Origin of the sequence: Kytococcus schroeteri (genome assembly GCF_002847825.1) — a bacterium.
Taxonomy (GTDB): domain Bacteria; phylum Actinomycetota; class Actinomycetes; order Actinomycetales; family Dermatophilaceae; genus Kytococcus; species Kytococcus schroeteri.
The window spans coordinates 26,785-44,799 of sequence record NZ_PKIZ01000002.1; the positions used below are offsets into that span (position 1 = coordinate 26,785).

The following is an 18,015-nucleotide window of genomic DNA, read 5'->3' on the forward strand; positions in this document are numbered from 1 at the left end:
CCGCGCCACACCGGCGCGGGGCCGCCGTGCGTGCGCGCCCCTGCCTCAGCGGCGGAACTTGGTGAGCGTCAGGCCCATGAGGCGGGCCACCACGAGCGCCACGTAGTTCATGCCCGCCATCTCCTCGAGGATGATGAACGAGCGGGCGTGGTTGCCGGCCGGCGTGATGTCCGACAGGCCGGTGCCGGTCATGGTGGTGAACGACAGGAAGATCAGCTCGAACCAGCTGAGCTTCTCCCCGTGCGGCGCGGCGAACGAGCCCGGCCAGATGAGCTGCACCGCCCCGTAGGTGTACGCGAACGCCCACGCGGCCACGGTGAAGGTGGCGCCGGTGGCCCACAGCTCGTCACTGGTCACCCAGTTGTCCGAGAACATGTACACCAGCAGGGCGAAGACCACGTAGAAGTAGAAGACCGCGTGGAAGCACATCGACGCCAGCTCGATGCCGGTGACCTCCGGGAGGAGCACCTCCCCCACCGAGAGCGCCACCGCTGGCACGCCCACGAGGCCGCCCACCCAGGTGAGCAGCGGCGTGCGCCGCACCGCGCGCAGGGCGAGCACCAGGGTGAGCAGGCCGAGCACGGCGATGGCCAGGCGCCCCGCCCCGCTCTCCCCGGTGAACGGGTAGGCGATGACGCTCAGCAGCTGCACCACGAGCAGCACCGCCGAGGGGTTGCTGGCGATGCCGCGGCGGGCCTTGACGTGCCACGGCGTCGGCGGGCGCACGGGGTTGCGGTACATCAGCGGCCCGTCAGCTGCCAGGCGTCCTCGTCGTCGTCCTCGTCGTCCGAGGAGACGGCGCCGTCGGAGACGTCCACGCCCGCGTACCGGTCGGTCATCGGGCGGGCCCCGGAGTCGGCGCCGCCCTCCTGCGGCGCCTCGTCGGCGTCGTCCCGGGCCCCCTCGCCGGCGTCCTGCTCGAGGTCCTCCGGCGGGTCCTCGCCGCGCAACCGGGCGAGGGTGGCCGGCAGGTCCTCGGGGCGCACCAGCACGTCGCGGGCCTTGGACCCCTCGGACGGGCCGACGATCTCGCGGGACTCCATGAGGTCCATGAGGCGCCCTGCCTTGGCGAAGCCCACGCGGAGCTTGCGCTGCAGCATCGAGGTGGAGCCGAACTGCGTGTTGACCACCAGCTCGGTGGCCTGGAGCAGCACGTCGAGGTCGTCGCCGATGTCCTCGTCGATCTCCTTGGTCGGGTTGACCTGCTGCACGTCCTCGCGGTAGTTCGGCGCCAGCTGGCCCTTGACGTGGGCCACCACGTCCACGATCTCGGACTCGTTGACCCACGCGCCCTGCACGCGCAGGGTGCGGCTGGCCCCCATCGGCAGGAAGAGCGCGTCACCCTGGCCGATGAGCTTCTCCGCACCGGGCTGGTCGAGCACCACGCGCGAGTCGGCCAGCGAGGAGGTGGCGAAGGCCATGCGGCTGGGCACGTTGGCCTTGATGAGGCCGGTCACCACGTCCACCGACGGGCGCTGCGTCGCCAGCACCAGGTGGATGCCGGCGGCACGGGCCAGCTGGGTGATGCGCACCACCGACTCCTCGACGTCGCGCGGGGCCACCATCATGAGGTCGGCGAGCTCGTCCACCACCACCAGCAGGTAGGGGTACGGCTGCAGCTCGCGCTGCGATCCCGGCGGCACCTGCACCTTGCCCGAGCGCACCGCCTTGTTGAACTCGTCGATGTGCTTGAAGCCGAAGTTGGCCAGGTCGTCGTAGCGCTGGTCCATCTCACGGACCACCCACTGCAACGCCTCGGCGGCCTTCTTGGGGTTGGTGATGATCGGGGTGATGAGGTGCGGGATGCCCTCGTAGGCCGTGAGCTCCACGCGCTTGGGGTCCACGAGCACCATGCGCACCTCCTCCGGCGTGGCCCGCACGAGGATCGAGGTGATCATCGAGTTCACGAAGCTCGACTTGCCGGAACCCGTGGCGCCGGCCACGAGCAGGTGGGGCATCTTGGCCAGGTTGGCGATGACGTAGCCGCCCTCGACGTCCTTGCCCACGCCCATCACCATCGGGTGCGTCTGGTTGCGCGCCTTGTCGCTGCGCAGGACGTCACCCAGCGACACGTTCTCGCGGTCGGTGTTGGGGATCTCGATGCCGATGGCGCTCTTGCCCGGGATGGGCGAGAGGATGCGCACCTCGGCGCTGGCCACGGCGTAGGAGATGTTCTTGCTCAACGCGGTGATGCGCTCGACCTTCACGCCCGGGCCGAGCTCCACCTCGTAGCGGGTCACCGTCGGACCCCGGGTGAACCCCGAGACCACGGCGTCGACGTTGAACTCCTCGAAGGTGTTGGTGAGCGCCGCCACGACGGCGTCGTTGGCCGCGGAGCGCTCCTTGTGCGGCGTGCCGGGCTTGAGCAGCGCGGTGTCCGGGAGGGTGTAGCTGACGTCGCCGGAGAGAGCCAGCTGCTCCACGCGCTGCGGCAACTGCGTGGTGGGCGGGGGCACGGGCTCCGGCTCCGGCTCGGCCTGCACGGGCTTGGCGCCCGGCTTCGCACCGGGCCTGGCCCCGGGCTTCGCGCCGGGGCGGGCGCCGGCCTTCGGCGCGGGCCTCGCGGGGGCGTCGGCCTGCCCGTCGTACACGGCGTCGCCCGCGTCCTCGGGCTCGGCGCCGTCCTGCACCGGCAGCGCGGTGGTGTCGGCACCCTGGGCCACCTCGGACTTGCGGGTGCGGCGCGCGGTGCGCACACGGCGCCGCGAGGAGTCGTCCACCTCGGCGGCCTGGTCGAAGGGCACGGTGTCCTCGTCCACCTCGCGGCGACGACGACGGCGGGCACCGGAGGGCTCCTCCTCGTCGCGCTCGCGGCGGGGCAGGCCCCGGGAGTCGCGGCGCGACCAGTCGAGCTCCTCGTCCTCGGCGTGGTGGCCGGGGTGGAAGAGCCGGTCACCCAGCTCCCCCAGTCTCTCGGGGATGCGGTGCACGGGTGTGGCGGTGAGCACCAGCAGCGCGAAGAGGGCCAGCAGCACGAGCACGGCCACGGCCCCCAGCGAGGTCAGGCCCACGCGCAGCGGGTTGGCCACGAGGTAGCCCAGGATGCCGCCGCCGGAGCGGACGGACTCCACGCCCTGGCTGGCGTCGGGATAGCCCAGGGCCGCGTGCGTGAGGCCGCAGGCGGCCAGGACGGCGGCCACCGATCCCACCACGAGGCGGGCGCTGTCGGCGGTCTCGGCGGGACGGCGCATCATGTGCAGCCCGGCCCAGAGCAGCAGCAGCGGCAGGGCCATGGCCACCAGCCCGAAGGTGCCGGCCGCCACGGCGTGGATGGCTCCGCCCAGCGCCCCGGACAGGCCCCACCACTCGCGGAGCGCCACCACCACGGCCAGGGCCAGCAGCACGAAGGCCACACCGTCGCGGGCGTGGTCACGCTCCAGGCCCCGGGCGGACCCGCCCACGCTGCGCACCGCGCCACCGACCGCGCCGGTCACGCCGTTCCACAGGCCGGCCACGGCGCGCCCGAGGGGCCCGCGCTGGGGGCGCTGCGGGGTCTGCGACCGGGAGCCGCCCTTGCCCGCGGCACGCGACCCGCTGCCCGACGCCGTCGCCCGGGAGCCCCCGCGCGATCCCGACCGGTTGGTCCCCTGACCGCCACGCGTTCCACTGCGGGCAGCACGGGACGTCCCGGCGGACCGAGCGGTGCCGGGACGGGAGGACGAGGAGCGACGGGTGCGGGAATCTGCCACCCGCCAAGAGTAGGTGCCGCCACCGACAGCCCGACGGGGCCCACGCCGCACCCCGGCCGCCGGCCCGATGAGGTGACCCACACCCGGGCCCCTCCCTGAAGCCACTAGGCTTCACCACCATGAGTGAAGGCCAGGAACTGGATCTCGGGCGCGAGGCCCTGCCGTGCTTCGTCGTGACGGCCGACCAGCGCGACTCCCGCCACCAGCCCGACGCCGTCCCCGCCCTCCTCGAGCAGCTCGCGGCCCGTCCCACCGCGCCGGACGCCCTGCCCTTCGAGCGCGCCGCGGGTGACGAGGTGCAGGGCGTGCTCACCTCCGGCACCGAGGTGGTGCAGGTGCTCGAGCTGCTGCTGCGCAGCGGCCGGTGGCGGGCCGGCATCGGCGTCGGCACGGTGGAGCACCCCCTGCCGGACTCGGTCCGCGCCGCCCGCGGGCCGGCCTTCATCGCCGCCCGCCGCGCCGTGGAGCGCAGCCACCGCGGACCCCAGCCCCTGGCGCTGGAGGCCAACACCGACCTCGAGCACGCCACCGACCCCGGCCTGCCCGCCCTCGCGCACGCCGAGGCGGCCCTGTGGCTCTGGGCGGGCGTCCTGACGCGCCGCACCGCCGAGGGGTGGGAGGTCGTCGACCGGCTGGCGGAGCACTCCACCCAGCGCGAGGTGGCCGAGGCCCTGGGCGTCTCCCCCAGCGCCGTCAGCCAGCGCCTGCGCACCGCCGGGGCCACCGAGGCCGACCGGGGCGCCGCCCTGTGCGCGGCCCTGCTCGAGGCGGTGCGCACCGGGCTGTCGGACCCCTCTGGCACGCTGGGCGACGGCCCGCCCGCGGGCCGCTCCACCCCCTCGACCCCGCCGGAGGACGCGTGATCCAGCACCCCGAGGTCATCCCCCTCGTCCTGCTCTGCGCCACGTGCGCGGTCTTCCTCGGCGGCCCGGTGGTGATGTGGTTCCTCGGCCACGTGGAGTCCCCCGACCCCGACGGCATCGAGCTGCCCGGCGGCCGGTGGATCGGCCTGCTCGAGCGGGCCGCGGCGTTCTCCGCCGTGGTGGCCGGATCGGACTACGCGCTGGCCCTGGTGGTGGCCGTCAAGGCCCTGGGCCGCTACCCCGAGCTGCGCACCGCCAAGCACGGCGCGGTCTCCGAGCGGTTCATCATCGGCACCTTCGCCAGCCTGCTCTGGGCCGCGGCGTGGGCAGGGCTCGCACGGCTGGTGCTGTACACGCTGGGCTGACCCCGGCCCGAGGACGGCGGCACGGCCTCGGGGCGCCGGCACCCGCCGGACATGCAGGAGCGCCGCCCGGCGGGTGCCGGGCGGCGCTCCTGGTGGGGACGGCTCAGATGCTGCTGCGCACGTCGGTCAGGCCCAGGGCCGTGACGTGCTCCGGCGCACCGGAGGCGGCGGCACCGACCCCCAGCGGGGGCTGGTGCGGGCCGTTGCCGTAGACCGTGATGTCGCGGTCCCAGCGGATCGCACCGATGGCGATGAGGTGGTCCATCGCCTTGATGCTCAGGCGCACGCAGCCGTGGCTGTCCGGGTACGGCGGGATGAAGGTGGAGCCGTGCACGGCGTAGCCGCCGGGCGCGAAGAAGAACGGGCGCCACATGCGACCCAGCTCTCCGGTGCGCCACCCCTTGTCCTCGTTCCACATGCTGCGCCAGGTGCCGCGCGGGGTCTTGGCGTGCGGGTACCACTTGCCCCGGAAGGTGTAGCCCTTGCCGTTGCCGGTGGAGGTGTTGTGCACCTCCACGAGCTTGCCGGCCTTCACGTAGAAGAGCAGCTGGCGGGTGAGGTCCACCTCGATGTAGGTGCCCGAGGTGGTCTTCACGGGGATACGCGGCTGGCGGATGACGGCCAGCCAGGTCTTCTGGCCGACGACGCCGTCGCGGGTCAGGCCGTAGGCCTTCTGCACGGCCCACACGACCTGCTGGGTCTGGGCGCCGAACGAGCCGTCCGGCGTGCCGACCCAGAAGCCGGCCTGCTTGGCCTTGCGCTGGAAGTACAGGACGTCGGCGTTGCGGTCACCCTTGCGCAGCGTGCGGCGGTTCACGCGGTACGCAGCGGCGGCCCCCGTCGCCGGGGTGAGCGCGGCCGTGCCACCGGCGACGGCGGCGGCACCGCCGGCCAGCGCCGTGCGGCGGGTGATGTTCGTGGTGTCCATGGTCTGTCTTCCTCCCCCTTGTCGGTGATGGGCGACCGTCCACCGTCCCCGGGTGGGCGGTGGTCTGCGGCCCCGCGTGCGGGGTCCGGTCGTGTCCCCACGGTACGGCCCGTCCCGCGCACCTTCCACCCCGCAGGGGCGGTTGTGCGGACTCTGTTGCCGTCCTGTGATGGAGCGCGCCCGATCTGTGAGGTGCGCCTCGGGCCGGGCCGTCCACCCCGCGCCGCCCGGCCCCGGCGTTCAGCCCATCGCCCAGCACCGGGTGTGCCAGTGGCGCCGCTCCTCCACCCCGAGCATCCCGTCGTTCGGCCACACCACGAGGTGCGGCTGCGAGGAGGGCACCTCGTGGTGGCAGCCCGGGCAGCGGTACACCCGGCCCTCGGCGTTGCCGTGCAGGGTGCGCACGAGGAACTCCCGCCCGCCGCGGAGCTCGGTGCGGTCGGGCGTGTGCCGCAGGCCGCCGCCCACCGGGCTCGGCACGGACGGCGCGCGGCGCCCGCGGGCACTGCCGCGGGCACCGCCTCGTCGACGGGCCTTCCCCATCGCGCGTCCTCAGGCGCGCGGGGTGGCGTCGCGCAGCGGCAGGTCGAGCACGGCGGCGTCCACCAGGGCTGCGGCGGGCGCCAGGCCCGGGTCCTGCGTGGCGCCGAAGAGCCCGGACTGCACGTCGAGCACGTGGTCGGCCCCCAGCTGGTCGATGTAGCCGAACGGCCCCATCGGGTAGCCGCACCCGGCCACCATGGCGGTGTCGATGTCCTCCGGGCTGGCGTACCCGGACTGGGCCATGAGCACGGCCTCGTTGAGGAAGGGCACCAGCAGCGACTCCACCACCAGACCGGGCTGGTCGCGCACCACCACCGCGGTGAGCCCCGCCTCCTGCGCCAGCGCGCGCACCGTGGCCTCGGCCTCGCGGGAGGTCGTGGTGGTGCGGCCCAGCTCCAGCAGCCGCCCGTACCCCGTGGCCTCGTGCAGCACGGCCCGCAGCGCATCGGCGTGGCGGCCGCTGGTGGCGGCCAGGTCCAGCGTCGTGTCGGCCGTCAGCGAGACGACCACGGCGTCGGCCGGCAGCACGCGTCCGAGCTCCAGGAAGAGCGCGTCCAGCTCGATGAAGGCGGCCTCGAGCTCCTCGGGCTCGGCCTCGTCCCAGTCCTCCTCGAGCGGGTCCACCACCTCGGCGGCCTCGAAGACCACCTGCGCACCGGACAGCGCGCCCAGGTCGGCCCCGGCCTCCTCGATGCGGACCACCTCGCGCCCGGTGCCCGCGAGCGCCTCGGCCAGCTCGTCGGCCTCCTCGCCGGCGCCGATGACGCCCACCACGGTCACCTCGCGCGGCGCCGCCGGCTCCTGCGCCCGCGCCGCCGCGGCCTGACGGGCCTCCGCCGAGTAGGGGTGGAAGCCCGCGCCGCTCTTGCGGCCCAGCAGGCCGGCCTGCACCATCGTGGCCAGCTCGTAGCTGGGGGCATGCATGTGCTTGTGCGTGAGCGAGTGGATGACCCCGCCGATGCCGGCGCAGACGTCCAGGCCCACGAGGTCCATGAGGGTCAGCGGCCCCATCGGCAAGCCCGCCCCCACGTGCATGGCGGTGTCCAGGTCGGCCGCGTCCACGGCGCCGTCGAAGTACAGCTGGCCGGCACGGTTCATGTAGCCGTAGAGGAGGTGGTTGGCCACGAAGCCGGCCCGGTCGGCCACGACCACCGGCTGCTTGCCCAGCCGGGTGGCCAACTCGGCCACGGCCTCGACGGCGGCCGGGTCGGTCACCGGGGTGTGCACCACCTCCACGAGCTTCTGCACCGGGGCCGGGTTGAAGAAGTGCATGCCCACCACGCGGTCACGGCGCTGCGTGCCGGCGGCGATCTCGGTGACCGAGAGGCTCGAGGTGTTGGTGGCCAGGATCGCCTCGGGCCTCGTGACCTCGTCGAGGCGGCCGAAGACCTCGTGCTTGATGTCCATCCGCTCGGGCACGGCCTCCACCACGAGGTCCACCTGGGCCAGGTCCGCCAGGTCGCTGGAGAAGGTCACCGCCTCGAGCAGGGCCTGCTGCCCGGCCACGTCGAGCTTGCCCTTCTGGACGGCGCGGGCGGTGGAGGCCTCCAGCAGCCCCCGGCCCCGCTCTGCGAGCTCGGGCGTCATCTCCACGCCCACCACGCGCACGCCACCGCGCGCGAAGACCTCCACGATGCCGGCCCCCATGGTGCCCAGGCCGACGACTCCCACCGATGCGATCCGTGTCATGGGGCTCACTCTCCCACGTCGCCCGAACCTGTTGACCTTTGCCGCTCCATGCCGCAGGTGGGGCCCATGCAGAACATCCAGTTCGTCATTCTCATGCAGGAACGCGCCACGACCTGACCACTCGACGCGACGCGTCCCCACCCTCGTGCACCCGAAGTTCCGGGTCCGGGGGTTTTTTTGTTACCCGAAAGCACCCACCCCGAGGACGCCATGACCCCGCAGAGCACCTCCACCGCCGACCCGACCACCGCACCGACCCCCCCGGACCGCCACCGGCCGGCCCCCGGAACCACCGCCACGCCGCCCCGCACCGGCGCCGAGGTGCTCGTCGCCACGCTCGAGCGACTGGGGGTGGAGCACCTCTTCGGACTCCCCGGTGGGGCCGTGCTGCCGCTCTACGACGCGCTGCACTCCTCGCGCCGGCTGCGCCACGTGCTGGTGCGCCACGAGCAGGCGGCCGGACACGCGGCCACCGGCTACGCGGTCTCCACCGGCAAGGTGGGCGTCTTTCTGGCCACCTCCGGCCCGGTTGCCACCAACCTCGTCACCCCGCTGGCCGACGCGGCGATGGACTCGGTGCCGGTCGTGGCCATCACCGGCAACGTCCCCGCGGGCTCGATGGGCACCGACGCCTTCCAGGAGACGGACATCCGCTCCATCACGATGCCGGTCACCAAGCACTCCTTCCTGGTCACCGACCCCGACGAGATCGGCCCCACCATCGCCAGCGCCTTCGAGCTGGCCGCCTCCGGCCGCCCCGGCCCGGTGCTGGTGGACGTCACCAAGGACGCCCTGGCCGGCCCGGCCCGCCCCGACCGCGAGCGCCTGACGCTCCCCGGGTTCTCGGTTCCCCCTCCCCCCCCTCGGCCGGCGACGTGGTGGTCATCCGCCAGGAAGGGCCCCGCGGCGGCCCGGGGATGCGCGAGATGCTCGCCATCACCGGGGCCATCAAGGGCGCCGGTCTCGGCAAGGACGTGCTGCTGGTGACCGACGGCCCCTTCTCCGGCGGCACCACCGGCCTGTGCGTGGGGCACGTGGCCCCCGAGGCGGTCGACGGCGGGCCGGTGGCGCTGGTGCAGGACGGCGACGGCATCGTGCTGGACGTGGCCGCCGGCGCCCTCGACCTCGAGGTCGACGAGGCGGAGCTGGAGCGCCGCCGCGCCGCGTGGGAGGCCCCCGAGCCACCCGCGCGGGCCCGGCGGGGCGTGCTGGCCAAGTACTCCCGCCTCGTCCGGTCGGCCTCCGTGGGCGCCGTGACCCACTGAGGCGCTCCCGACCACTTCGCGCGACGCACGCGCGGCCCCTGCTGGCGTAGGGTGCCGCGCGTGCGTCTCGTCATCGCCCGCTGCCAGGTCGACTACACCGGAGCCCTCACGGCCCACCTCCCGCTGGCCACCCGCCTGCTGGTGGTGAAGGCCGACGGCTCGGTGCTCGTGCACTCCGACGGCGGCTCCTACAAGCCGCTCAACTGGATGACCCCGCCGTGCACGCTCGTGGAGACCGAGCCCTCCGAGGAGCTCGCCGAGGAGGGTGTGGAGCGCGTCTGGACCGTGCGCCACCGCAAGAGCGGCGACCAGCTGGTCATCCACCTCCACGAGGTGCTCGAGGACGTCAGCCACGAGCTCGGCGTGGACCCCGGGCTGGTCAAGGACGGCGTGGAGGCCCAGCTGCAGGAGCTGCTCGCCGAGCACGTCACCACCCTGGGCGAGGGCTGGAGCCTGGTGCGCCGCGAGTGGATGACCCCCATCGGCCCGGTGGACCTGCTGTGCAAGGACTCCCACGGGCGCACGGTGGCCGTGGAGATCAAGCGCCGCGGCGGCATCGACGGCGTGGAGCAGCTCACCCGCTATCTCGAGCTGCTCAACCGCGACCCCCATCTGGCCCCGGTCGAGGGCGTGTTCGCCGCCCAGGTGATCCGCCCCCAGGCCCGCACCCTGGCCGAGGACCGCGGCATCCGCTGCGTGACCCTGGACTACGACGCCCTGCGCGGGTTGGACGACGCCGAGGGCCGCCTGTTCTGAGCGCCCCGCGCCGCCGACCACCCCCGGCGGGTGACAGGCTGGCCCCATGGTCAACCTCACGCGCATCTACACCCGCACCGGCGACGACGGCACGACCGGACTGGGCGACTTCGGCCGCACCTCCAAGGACGACCCGCGGCTGGTGGCCTACGCCGACACCGACGAGGCGAACGCGGCCCTGGGCATCGCGATGCTGCACACCGCCGAGCACCCCGAGGTGGCCGCCGTGCTGCGCCGGGTCCAGAACGAGCTCTTCGACGTGGGGGCCGACCTCTCCCTGCCGCTGCGGGCCCGCTACGAGTACGAGCCGCTGCGCGTGACCCAGGAGTGGGTCGACGACCTCGAGGCCGACTGCGACCGCTTCAACGAGGGCCTGCCCGCGCTGCGGAGCTTCATCCTGCCCGGCGGCGGTCCGCTGGCGGCGCACCTGCACGTGGCACGCACCGTGGTGCGCCGTGCCGAGCGGGCGGCGTGGACGGCGGTGGCGATGCACGGTGACGTGCCCGCCGCCGAGGGGGCACCCAAGGGCACGGGGGGCGTGTCGCGGCTGCCCGGCCAGTACCTCAACCGGCTCTCGGACCTGCTGTTCATCCTGGCGCGCAGCGCCGCGGGCCCCGAGGGCGACGTGCTCTGGCAGCCCGGTGGGGGCCGCTCTCAGAGGTCCGTCGAGAAGGAGTGACCCGGGGGCAGGGTCTCCTGCCAGGCGCGCAGCGCGCGGCCCGCTCCCGGTGAGAGCACGACGTCGATGCCCTCCCCCGACGGGACCCGGGGCCCGCGCGGGGCGGCCTCACCGGTCAGCCGCACCCACCGCGAACCGGCCACGGGAGTCTGCTCGTCGAGCCACTGGATCTCCACCGTGGTGCGGCGCAGCGCCGCGAAGGGGCGCGTACCGGCACCCCACAGGGAGTGGAACTCGACGGCCCGCGGGCCCAGACGCACGATGGCCGGGCGGGTGGTCCCGGCGGCGCGCACGCGGCACAGGGCGGTGTACTGCCCCCCGCTGATGCGGATGCGGCGCCACCAGCTGAAGAGCAGCCAGAGCAGCGCCGCCAGGACGACGGCGAGGACGACGGCCTCGGCCGTGCGGAGGGTGGACCCCACCGGCGGGTCAGGCGGTCAGGGAGCTCGCGTCGACCTTCTCGGCCACCACGGTGACCCGGTCGCCGTCCACGGAGAGGAAGCCGGTGTCGATGGTGACCTCCTCCTTGCCCGAGGTGGTGTGGATGCCCACCGCACCGGACACCAGCGCGCCCAGCAGCGGGGTGTGGCCCGGCATGATGCCGAGCTCGCCCTCGGTCGTGCGCGCGGTCACCATGGTGGCCTCGCCACTCCACACCTGGCGGTCGGCGGCAACGAGGTCAACGGTCAGGTGGCTCACCGGGTTCTCCTGGAAGGTCGGGGGTGTGAGGTGGCCCATCGTACGCGGAACCACAGCGTGCTCCGGCCTCAGGGCGAGGGCGTGCCGCGGCCCGTGTCGGCGGCGCCCGTGGGGTGCCCCATCGGCAGCAGCGGGTCGGTCATGGCACCGGTCAGGGAGTTCACCCACCGCATGAGGTGGAAGACCACCAGCGCGGCGGCCGTGCCCAGCGCGATGCCGGCGAAGGTCACCTGCCCGAAGCGCCACGTGAAGTCCGCGATGCCGATCACCAGCGCGGCCCCGGCGGTGGTGAGGTTGATCGGGTGGGAGAAGTCCACCCGGTTCTCCATCCAGATGCGCACCCCGAGCACGCCGATCATGCCGTAGAGCACCGTGGACACCCCGCCCAGCACGCCCGCCGGCACGGTGGCGATGAGGGCGCCCACCTTGGGCGAGAGGCTCAGCAGCACCGCGGCCAGGCCGGCTACCAGGTAGGCCGCCGTGGAGTACACGCGCGTGGCGGCCATGACGCCGATGTTCTCGGCGTAGGTGGTGGTGCCCGACCCGCCGCCGGAACCGGCCAGGGTGGTGGCCAGCCCGTCGGCCACCAGCGCCCGGCCCATGAGCGGGTCCAGGTCCTGGTCGGTCATCGCGGCCACGGACTTCACGTGGCCCACGTTCTCGGCCACGAGCACCAGCACCACCGGCACGAAGAGCGCCAGCACCGAGGGGTGGAAGGTCGGGCTGGTGAACCCCGGCAGGCCGAACCACGCCGCGTCGTGGGCCGGCTGCAGGTCCACCTCGCCGCGCACCAGGGCCACCACGTAGCCGACGGCCACGCCCAGCAGGATCGCCAGGCGCCCCAGCAGCCCGCGCAGGGCCACCGTGGCCAGCACCACGGCCAGCAGCGTGACCAGGGCGGTCACCGGGGAGGTCATGAAGTTCGCCTTGGCCGCCGGCGCCAGGTTGAGGCCGATGAGCGCCACGATGGCACCGGTCACCAGCGGCGGCATGAGCCGCCCGATCCACGCGTGACCGGCCACCTGCACCACGAGGCCCACGACCACCATCGCCAGACCGGTGAGCACCACGCCGCCGAGCGCCCCGGCGTGCCCGTGCGCGGCGGTGGCGGCCCCCAGCGGCGCGATGAAGGCGAAGGACGAGCCGAGGTAGCTCGGGATGCGCCCGCCGGTGAGCACCAGGAAGAGCAGCGTGCCCACGCCGGAGAAGAAGAGCGTGGTGGAGGGCGGGAACCCGGTGAGCAGCGGCACGAGGAAGGTGGCACCGAACATGGCCACCACGTGCTGGGCCCCCACGCCGACGGTCCGCGGCCAGCTGAGGCGCTCCCGGGGACGCACCACGCCGTCGGGGGCGATGGTGCGTCCGTCGCCGTGGAGGGCCCAGAAGCCGGTGCCAGCTGCGGTCATGCGTGCTCCTTCGCGCGGGGCCGCGCGTGTCGCGTGTGTGGGCGGTGTCACGATAGGCCCCATGACGACGAGCCAGCACACCGACGACTCCGTGGGGCGCGACTTCATCGAGGTCTACCCCGACGCCCTCTCCCCCGAGCTCTGCGACCGCATCATCGAGGCGTTCGAGGAGAGCAAGGCCCAGGGCCCCGGCCGCACCGGCGGCGGCGTGGACCCCACCATGAAGAGGTCCGTGGACGTCTTCATCTCGGACAAGCCGGAGTGGCGCGAGATCGAGGCCGAGCTCGTGGCCGCCGCCAGCCGCTGCCTCGTGGAGTACGTGCGCACCTACCCGCACACCCTCCTGGCGCCGATGATGTTCCAGCGCACCACCCCGGACGGCACCACCACGCGCATCACCCCCGAGGAGGTGCGCGCCATGAGCGACCGCGACGTCATCCAGATGGCCGGCACGGCGCTGCGCCCCGGCGGCATCAACGTGCAGCGCTACACCGCCGACGAGGGCGGCTACCCCTACTGGCACTGCGAGACCATGCCCACCGACTCCACGCACGAGGCGCTGCACCGCCACTGCCTGTGGACCGTCTACCTCAACGACACCTTCGACGAGGGCGGCACGGAGTTCCTCTACCAGGGCCACCTCGTGGAGCCCCGCAAGGGCGCTCTGCTCATCGCGCCCGCCGCGTTCACCCACACCCACCGCGGCAACATGCCCAAGGGCGGCGACAAGTACATCGCCACCAGCTGGTTCCTCTTCCACCGCAAGTGAGCCACCGGGCCGGGCCCGTCCCCCGCGGGCCCGCCCCTCCCCCACGAGGAAGGCCCCCACCGGATCGGTGGGGGCCTTCGCCGTCAGCGGGTGCTGGTCAGCTGTTCTTCTCCAGCTCGTGGGCCTGGCGCTCGACGTCGTCGAGGCCACCGCACATGAAGAATGCCTGCTCCGGCACGTGGTCGTACTCACCGTCGGCGATCTTGGTGAACGCCTCGATGGTCTCGGCCAGCGGCACGGTCGAACCCTCGATGCCGGTGAACTGCTTGGCCACGTAGGTGTTCTGCGAGAGGAAGCGCTGGATGCGGCGGGCACGACCGACGAGGATCTTGTCCTCCTCGGAGAGCTCGTCGATACCCAGGATCGCGATGATGTCCTGCAGCTCCTTGTACTTCTGCAGGATCGACTTGATCCGGACCGCGGTCTCGTAGTGGTCCTTCGCGATGTAGCGCGGGTCCAGGATGCGGCTGGTGGAGGTCAGCGGGTCCACGGCCGGGTAGATACCCATCGACGCGATCGGGCGGGAGAGCTCGGTCGTGGCGTCGAGGTGGGCGAAGGTGGTCGCCGGGGCCGGGTCGGTGTAGTCGTCGGCCGGCACGTAGATCGCCTGCATGGAGGTGATCGAGTGACCACGGGTCGAGGTGATGCGCTCCTGGAGCACACCCATCTCGTCGGCCAGGGTCGGCTGGTAGCCCACGGCCGAGGGCATGCGGCCCAGCAGCGTGGAGACCTCGGAACCGGCCTGGGTGAAGCGGAAGATGTTGTCGATGAAGAGCAGCACGTCCTGCTTCTTCACGTCGCGGAAGTACTCGGCCATGGTCAGGGCCGAGAGGGCGACGCGCAGACGCGTGCCCGGCGGCTCGTCCATCTGGCCGAAGACCAGGGCGGTCTGGCCGAGGACGCCGGCCTCCTCCATCTCGACCATGAGGTCGTTGCCCTCACGGGTGCGCTCGCCCACACCGGCGAACACCGACACACCACCGTGGTCGCGGGCCACACGGGCGATCATCTCCTGGATGAGCACCGTCTTGCCCACGCCGGCGCCACCGAACAGGCCGATCTTCCCACCCTGCACGTAGGGGGTCAGCAGGTCGATGACCTTGATGCCGGTCTCGAACATCTGGGTCTTGGACTCCAGCTTGTCGAAGTCCGGGGCGGGGCGGTGGATGCCCCAGCGCTCGGAGACCTCGAGCTGCTCGCCCGGCTCCAGGTTGAGGCACTCACCGGTGGCGTTGAAGACCTTGCCCAGGGTGACCTCACCCACCGGCACGCTGATGGGGCCGCCGGTGTCCTTGACCTCGGCGCCGCGCACCAGGCCGTCGGTCGGCTGCAGCGAGATGGCGCGGACCAGGTTGTCACCGATGTTCTGGGCGACCTCGAGGTTCAGCGTCTTGGTCTCACCGTCGAGCTCGACGTCGACCTTCAGGAGGTTGTAGATGGCGGGCACCGCGTCCGGCGGGAACTCGACGTCGACGACCGGCCCGATGATCCGAGCCAGACGTCCGACACCGCCGGCCTGCTGGGTGGCGGAGGTGTTCTCCGCGGCAATGGTGGCGTTCATGTGATCCGTTTCCTTCTTGTCCGTCACTGCTCGGTCACTTGGCGTCGGCGAGGGCGGCAGCGCCTCCCACGATCTCGCTGATTTCCTGCGTGATGTCGGCCTGACGCGCCTGGTTGGCCAGTCGCGTGTAGTCCTTGATGAGGTCCTCGGCGTTGTCCGTCGCGGACTTCATGGCGCGCTGCCGGGCCGCCAGCTCGGAGGCGGCGGACTGCAGCAGCATGTTGTAGATGCGCGAGGACACGTACTGCGGCAGCAGGGCGTCCAGCACCTTTTCCGCGCTCGGCTCGAAGTCGTACTCCGGCGTGAGCCCCGAGTCGTCCTGCGCGACCCCGGCGGCGTCGGCGGTGACCTCGTCACCCTCGACGACCTCCAGCGGGAGCAGGCGGGCGGCGGTGACCTCCTGGGTCACCATGTTGACGAAGCGCGTGTACACCACGTGCACCTCGTCCACGCCGCCCTCCTCGGTGGGCTTCAGGAAGGCCTCGATGATCGCGTCGGCGATCTCGCGGGCCGCCTCCACGGTCGGGGCGTCGGAGAAGCCGGCCCAGTTGCGCGCCCAGTCGCGGTTGCGGAAGCGGTAGTAGCCCTCCGCCTTGCGACCCACGAGGTAGGGGGCCACCTCGAGGCGGTGCTCGTTGCGCAGCTCCTCGACCAGGCGGTCGGAGAACTTCAGCGGCGCGGACGGGTAGGCACCCGCCAGACCGCGGTCGGAGGTGATCACCACGACGGCGGCGCGCTTCGGCTCCGCACGCTCGGTGGTGAGGGGGTGGTCCTCGGTGGAGTTGGTCGCCACGGCCGAGACCGCGCGCGTCAGGGCGCGGGCGTACGGCGAGGTCTCCTCGACCCGCGTGCGCGCCTTGATCACCCGGGAGGCCGCGATCAGCTCCATCGCCTTGGTGATCTTCTTGGTGGCCTTGACGGACTTGATGCGTTGGCGGTACTCCCGCTGCCCCGCTGCCATGTCGTTCCGCCTTCCGGTGGTGGTCAGTGCACGTTCTGGTGTCCCGCCGTGGCGGGGTGGCCGTCCGGCGGCCGGTCCCGGTCTCCCGGGGCGCCCCGGTGAGGGACGCGGCTGGTGGGCCGGGGAGGGCGTGCGCCCTCCCCGGCACCCACTCAGCGCTTGGTCTTGACGATCCGCTCCTGGGTGACGTCGCCGTCCTCCAGCTCGGGGGTGTTCTCCTCGAGCTCGTCAGAACCGGGCTGGATGCCCGTGCTCGCCGAACCCTGGAACTGGCGCTTGAACTCGGCGATGGAGCTCTCGAGCTCGGCCTCGCCCTCGTCGGAGAGCTTGCCGCTCTCGACGATGGAGGAGAACAGCCCGGAGTGCTCGCGGCGCAGGAAGTCGAGGTACTCGGCCTCGAAGCGACGCACGTCCTCCACCTCGATGTCGTCCAGGTGGCCGTTGGTGCCGGCCCAGACGACCGCCACCTGCTCCTCGACGTTCATCGGCGAGGACTGCGGCTGCTTGAGCAGCTCCACCATGCGCGAACCACGGGCCAGCTGGGCCTTGGAGGCCGCGTCGAGGTCCGAGGCGAACATGGCGAAGGCCTCCATCTCACGGAACTGCGCGAGGTCGGTGCGCAGTCGACCGGAGACCGACTTCATGGCCTTGATCTGGGCCGCACCACCGACTCGGGACACCGACACACCCACGTTGATGGCGGGGCGGACACCCGAGTTGAAGAGGTCGGACTCCAGGAAGATCTGGCCGTCGGTGATGGAGATGACGTTGGTGGGGATGTAGGCCGAGATGTCGCCGGCCTTCGTCTCGATGATCGGCAGACCGGTCATCGAGCCCGCACCCATGTCGTCGCTCAGCTTGGCGCAGCGCTCCAGCAGGCGGCTGTGCAGGTAGAACACGTCACCCGGGTAGGCCTCGCGGCCCGGCGGGCGGCGCAGCAGCAGCGACACGGCGCGGTAGGCCTCGGCCTGCTTGCTCAGGTCGTCGAACACGATGAGCACGTGCTTGCCGTCGTACATCCAGTGCTGGCCGATGGCCGAGCCGGTGTACGGGGCCAGGTACTTGAAGCCGGCCGCGTCGGACGCCGGGGCGGCGACGATGGTCGTGTACTCCAGGGCGCCGTTCTCCTCGAGGGTGCGACGCACCTCCGCGATGGTGGAGCCCTTCTGGCCGATCGCCACGTAGATGCAGCGCACCTGCTGGTTGACGTCGCCGGACTCCCAGTTGCGGCGCTGGTTCAGGATGGTGTCCACCGCGACCGTGGTCTTGCCGGTCTGGCGGTCACCGATGATCAGCTGACGCTGGCCACGGCCGATCGGCACCATCGAGTCCACGGCCTTGATGCCGGTCTGCATGGGCTCGTGCACGGACTTGCGCTGCACCACGGTGGGCGCCTGCAGCTCGAGGGCGCGACGGCCCTCGGACTGGATCTCGCCCAGGCCGTCGATCGGCTCGCCCAGCGGGTTCACCACGCGGCCGAGGAAGGCGTCGCCCACCGGGACCGAGAGGACCTCGCCGGTGCGGTGCACCTCCATGCCCTCCTCGATGCCGGCGAAGTCGCCCAGGACGACCACACCGATCTCGTGCACGTCGAGGTTCAGCGCCAGGCCCAGCGTGCCGTCGGCGAACTTCAGCAGCTCGTTGGTCATCGCCGAGGGCAGGCCCTCCACGTGCGCGATGCCGTCACCGGCATCGACCACGCGGCCCACCTCCTGGCTGGCGGCAGCCTGGGGCTCGTACGACTGGACGAACGAGTCCAGCGCGTCCCGGATCTCCTCGGGACGGATCGACAGCTCCGTCATGATCTCTCCTTGGTGGGCCGCTCGTGGGCCCGGGTCAGTG

The 18,015-nt window shown here is 72.6% G+C and carries 16 protein-coding genes and 2 pseudogenes; 7 read left to right on the forward strand and 11 right to left on the reverse strand.

Translation table 11 applies throughout. From position 1 onward, the window contains the following. Window positions 1-45: 45 nt before the first annotated feature. The gene (locus CYJ76_RS01255) at window positions 46-741 is read right to left on the reverse strand and encodes an ion channel (protein WP_083323524.1); all 696 of its coding nucleotides are present in this window, start codon (window positions 739-741) and stop codon (window positions 46-48) included. Next, window positions 741-3,689: a DNA translocase FtsK gene (locus CYJ76_RS01260; RefSeq protein ID WP_414467269.1), complete on the reverse strand. Its 2,949-nt coding sequence runs from the start codon at window positions 3,687-3,689 to the stop codon at window positions 741-743. Before CYJ76_RS01260 ends, CYJ76_RS01255 begins: the two co-directional genes overlap by 1 nt. Window positions 3,690-3,808: 119 nt before the next feature. On the opposite strand from CYJ76_RS01260, the gene CYJ76_RS01265 reads away from it, so the two are divergent. Beyond that, window positions 3,809-4,552, forward strand: a complete 744-nt coding sequence (locus tag CYJ76_RS01265) for a SatD family protein (protein ID WP_202820445.1) — start codon at window positions 3,809-3,811, stop codon at window positions 4,550-4,552. Next, on the forward strand, window positions 4,549-4,917 hold the full coding sequence (locus CYJ76_RS01270; protein WP_101849016.1) for a hypothetical protein: 369 nt from the start codon (window positions 4,549-4,551) through the stop codon (window positions 4,915-4,917). The genes CYJ76_RS01265 and CYJ76_RS01270 overlap by 4 nt, the downstream gene beginning before the upstream one ends. Window positions 4,918-5,020: 103 nt before the next feature. On the opposite strand, the gene CYJ76_RS01275 is transcribed toward CYJ76_RS01270, so the two are convergent. The 3 genes from CYJ76_RS01275 to CYJ76_RS01285 form a co-directional block, all read right to left on the reverse strand. Continuing rightward, the gene (locus tag CYJ76_RS01275; protein ID WP_070705393.1) at window positions 5,021-5,845 is read right to left on the reverse strand and encodes a L,D-transpeptidase family protein; all 825 of its coding nucleotides are present in this window, start codon (window positions 5,843-5,845) and stop codon (window positions 5,021-5,023) included. Between the two features lie 240 nt (window positions 5,846-6,085). Continuing rightward, the gene (locus CYJ76_RS01280; protein ID WP_238138108.1) at window positions 6,086-6,388 is read right to left on the reverse strand and encodes a hypothetical protein; all 303 of its coding nucleotides are present in this window, start codon (window positions 6,386-6,388) and stop codon (window positions 6,086-6,088) included. A gap of 9 nt (window positions 6,389-6,397) precedes the next feature. Next, complete coding sequence (locus tag CYJ76_RS01285; protein ID WP_070703303.1) at window positions 6,398-8,077, reverse strand: 3-hydroxyacyl-CoA dehydrogenase NAD-binding domain-containing protein; 1,680 nt, start codon at window positions 8,075-8,077, stop codon at window positions 6,398-6,400. 210 nt (window positions 8,078-8,287) lie between these two features. Here CYJ76_RS01285 and CYJ76_RS01290 point away from each other — a divergent pair. From CYJ76_RS01290 to CYJ76_RS01305, 4 genes and pseudogenes are all read left to right on the forward strand, one after another. Next, window positions 8,288-8,674: pseudogene (locus tag CYJ76_RS01290) on the forward strand (thiamine pyrophosphate-binding protein); the annotation flags it as partial. A 269-nt stretch (window positions 8,675-8,943) separates the two neighbouring features. Then, window positions 8,944-9,342, forward strand: a pseudogene (locus CYJ76_RS01295) (dihydroxy-acid dehydratase); the annotation flags it as partial. Between the two features lie 60 nt (window positions 9,343-9,402). Next, entirely contained in the window at window positions 9,403-10,098 is a 696-nt protein-coding gene (gene nucS, locus CYJ76_RS01300; protein ID WP_101849017.1) for an endonuclease NucS, read from the forward strand. A gap of 46 nt (window positions 10,099-10,144) precedes the next feature. Further along, complete coding sequence (locus CYJ76_RS01305; protein ID WP_101849018.1) at window positions 10,145-10,777, forward strand: cob(I)yrinic acid a,c-diamide adenosyltransferase; 633 nt, start codon at window positions 10,145-10,147, stop codon at window positions 10,775-10,777. Here the strand turns inward: CYJ76_RS01305 and CYJ76_RS01310 are convergent. From CYJ76_RS01310 to CYJ76_RS01320, 3 genes are all read right to left on the reverse strand, one after another. After that, a complete protein-coding gene (locus tag CYJ76_RS01310) occupies window positions 10,753-11,199 on the reverse strand; it encodes a DUF2550 family protein (RefSeq protein WP_070703299.1) in 447 nt (148 codons plus the stop codon). The two genes, CYJ76_RS01305 and CYJ76_RS01310, sit on opposite strands and share 25 nt — an antisense overlap. 7 nt (window positions 11,200-11,206) lie before the next feature. After that, entirely contained in the window at window positions 11,207-11,476 is a 270-nt protein-coding gene (locus tag CYJ76_RS01315; protein WP_070703306.1) for a F0F1 ATP synthase subunit epsilon, read from the reverse strand. Between the two features lie 68 nt (window positions 11,477-11,544). Beyond that, window positions 11,545-12,882 carry a uracil-xanthine permease family protein gene (locus CYJ76_RS01320; RefSeq protein ID WP_101849019.1) on the reverse strand — a complete coding sequence of 446 codons (1,338 nt, stop codon included), beginning with the start codon at window positions 12,880-12,882 and terminating at the stop codon, window positions 11,545-11,547. Between the two features lie 61 nt (window positions 12,883-12,943). On the opposite strand from CYJ76_RS01320, the gene CYJ76_RS01325 reads away from it, so the two are divergent. Beyond that, window positions 12,944-13,651 carry a 2OG-Fe(II) oxygenase gene (locus tag CYJ76_RS01325; RefSeq protein WP_070703297.1) on the forward strand — a complete coding sequence of 236 codons (708 nt, stop codon included), beginning with the start codon at window positions 12,944-12,946 and terminating at the stop codon, window positions 13,649-13,651. Window positions 13,652-13,748: 97 nt separating this feature from the next. On the opposite strand, the gene atpD is transcribed toward CYJ76_RS01325, so the two are convergent. The 3 genes from atpD to atpA all read right to left on the reverse strand — a co-directional run bounded on the left by atpD (window position 13,749) and on the right by atpA (window position 17,975). Continuing rightward, on the reverse strand, window positions 13,749-15,212 hold the full coding sequence (gene atpD, locus CYJ76_RS01330; protein ID WP_070703296.1) for a F0F1 ATP synthase subunit beta: 1,464 nt from the start codon (window positions 15,210-15,212) through the stop codon (window positions 13,749-13,751). A 34-nt stretch (window positions 15,213-15,246) separates the two neighbouring features. After that, on the reverse strand, window positions 15,247-16,173 hold the full coding sequence (locus tag CYJ76_RS01335; protein WP_070703295.1) for a F0F1 ATP synthase subunit gamma: 927 nt from the start codon (window positions 16,171-16,173) through the stop codon (window positions 15,247-15,249). Between the two features lie 152 nt (window positions 16,174-16,325). Further along, window positions 16,326-17,975 carry a F0F1 ATP synthase subunit alpha gene (atpA, locus tag CYJ76_RS01340; protein WP_070703294.1) on the reverse strand — a complete coding sequence of 550 codons (1,650 nt, stop codon included), beginning with the start codon at window positions 17,973-17,975 and terminating at the stop codon, window positions 16,326-16,328. Window positions 17,976-18,015 lie beyond the last annotated feature (40 nt).

Bases quoted from the DNA above. Each gene is read 5' to 3' on its own strand.
- CYJ76_RS01255 (WP_083323524.1), bottom strand. From the start codon at position 741: ATGTACCGCAACCCCGTGCGCCCGCCGACGCCGTGGCACGTCAAGGCC.
- CYJ76_RS01265 (WP_202820445.1), top strand. From the start codon at position 3,809: ATGAGTGAAGGCCAGGAACTGGATCTCGGGCGCGAGGCCCTGCCGTGC.
- CYJ76_RS01275 (WP_070705393.1), bottom strand. From the start codon at position 5,845: ATGGACACCACGAACATCACCCGCCGCACGGCGCTGGCCGGCGGTGCC.
- CYJ76_RS01280 (WP_238138108.1), bottom strand. From the start codon at position 6,388: ATGGGGAAGGCCCGTCGACGAGGCGGTGCCCGCGGCAGTGCCCGCGGG.
- CYJ76_RS01285 (WP_070703303.1), bottom strand. From the start codon at position 8,077: ATGACACGGATCGCATCGGTGGGAGTCGTCGGCCTGGGCACCATGGGG.
- CYJ76_RS01305 (WP_101849018.1), top strand. From the start codon at position 10,145: ATGGTCAACCTCACGCGCATCTACACCCGCACCGGCGACGACGGCACG.
- CYJ76_RS01320 (WP_101849019.1), bottom strand. From the start codon at position 12,882: ATGACCGCAGCTGGCACCGGCTTCTGGGCCCTCCACGGCGACGGACGC.
- CYJ76_RS01325 (WP_070703297.1), top strand. From the start codon at position 12,944: ATGACGACGAGCCAGCACACCGACGACTCCGTGGGGCGCGACTTCATC.
- atpD (WP_070703296.1), bottom strand. From the start codon at position 15,212: ATGAACGCCACCATTGCCGCGGAGAACACCTCCGCCACCCAGCAGGCC.
- CYJ76_RS01335 (WP_070703295.1), bottom strand. From the start codon at position 16,173: ATGGCAGCGGGGCAGCGGGAGTACCGCCAACGCATCAAGTCCGTCAAG.
- atpA (WP_070703294.1), bottom strand. From the start codon at position 17,975: ATGACGGAGCTGTCGATCCGTCCCGAGGAGATCCGGGACGCGCTGGAC.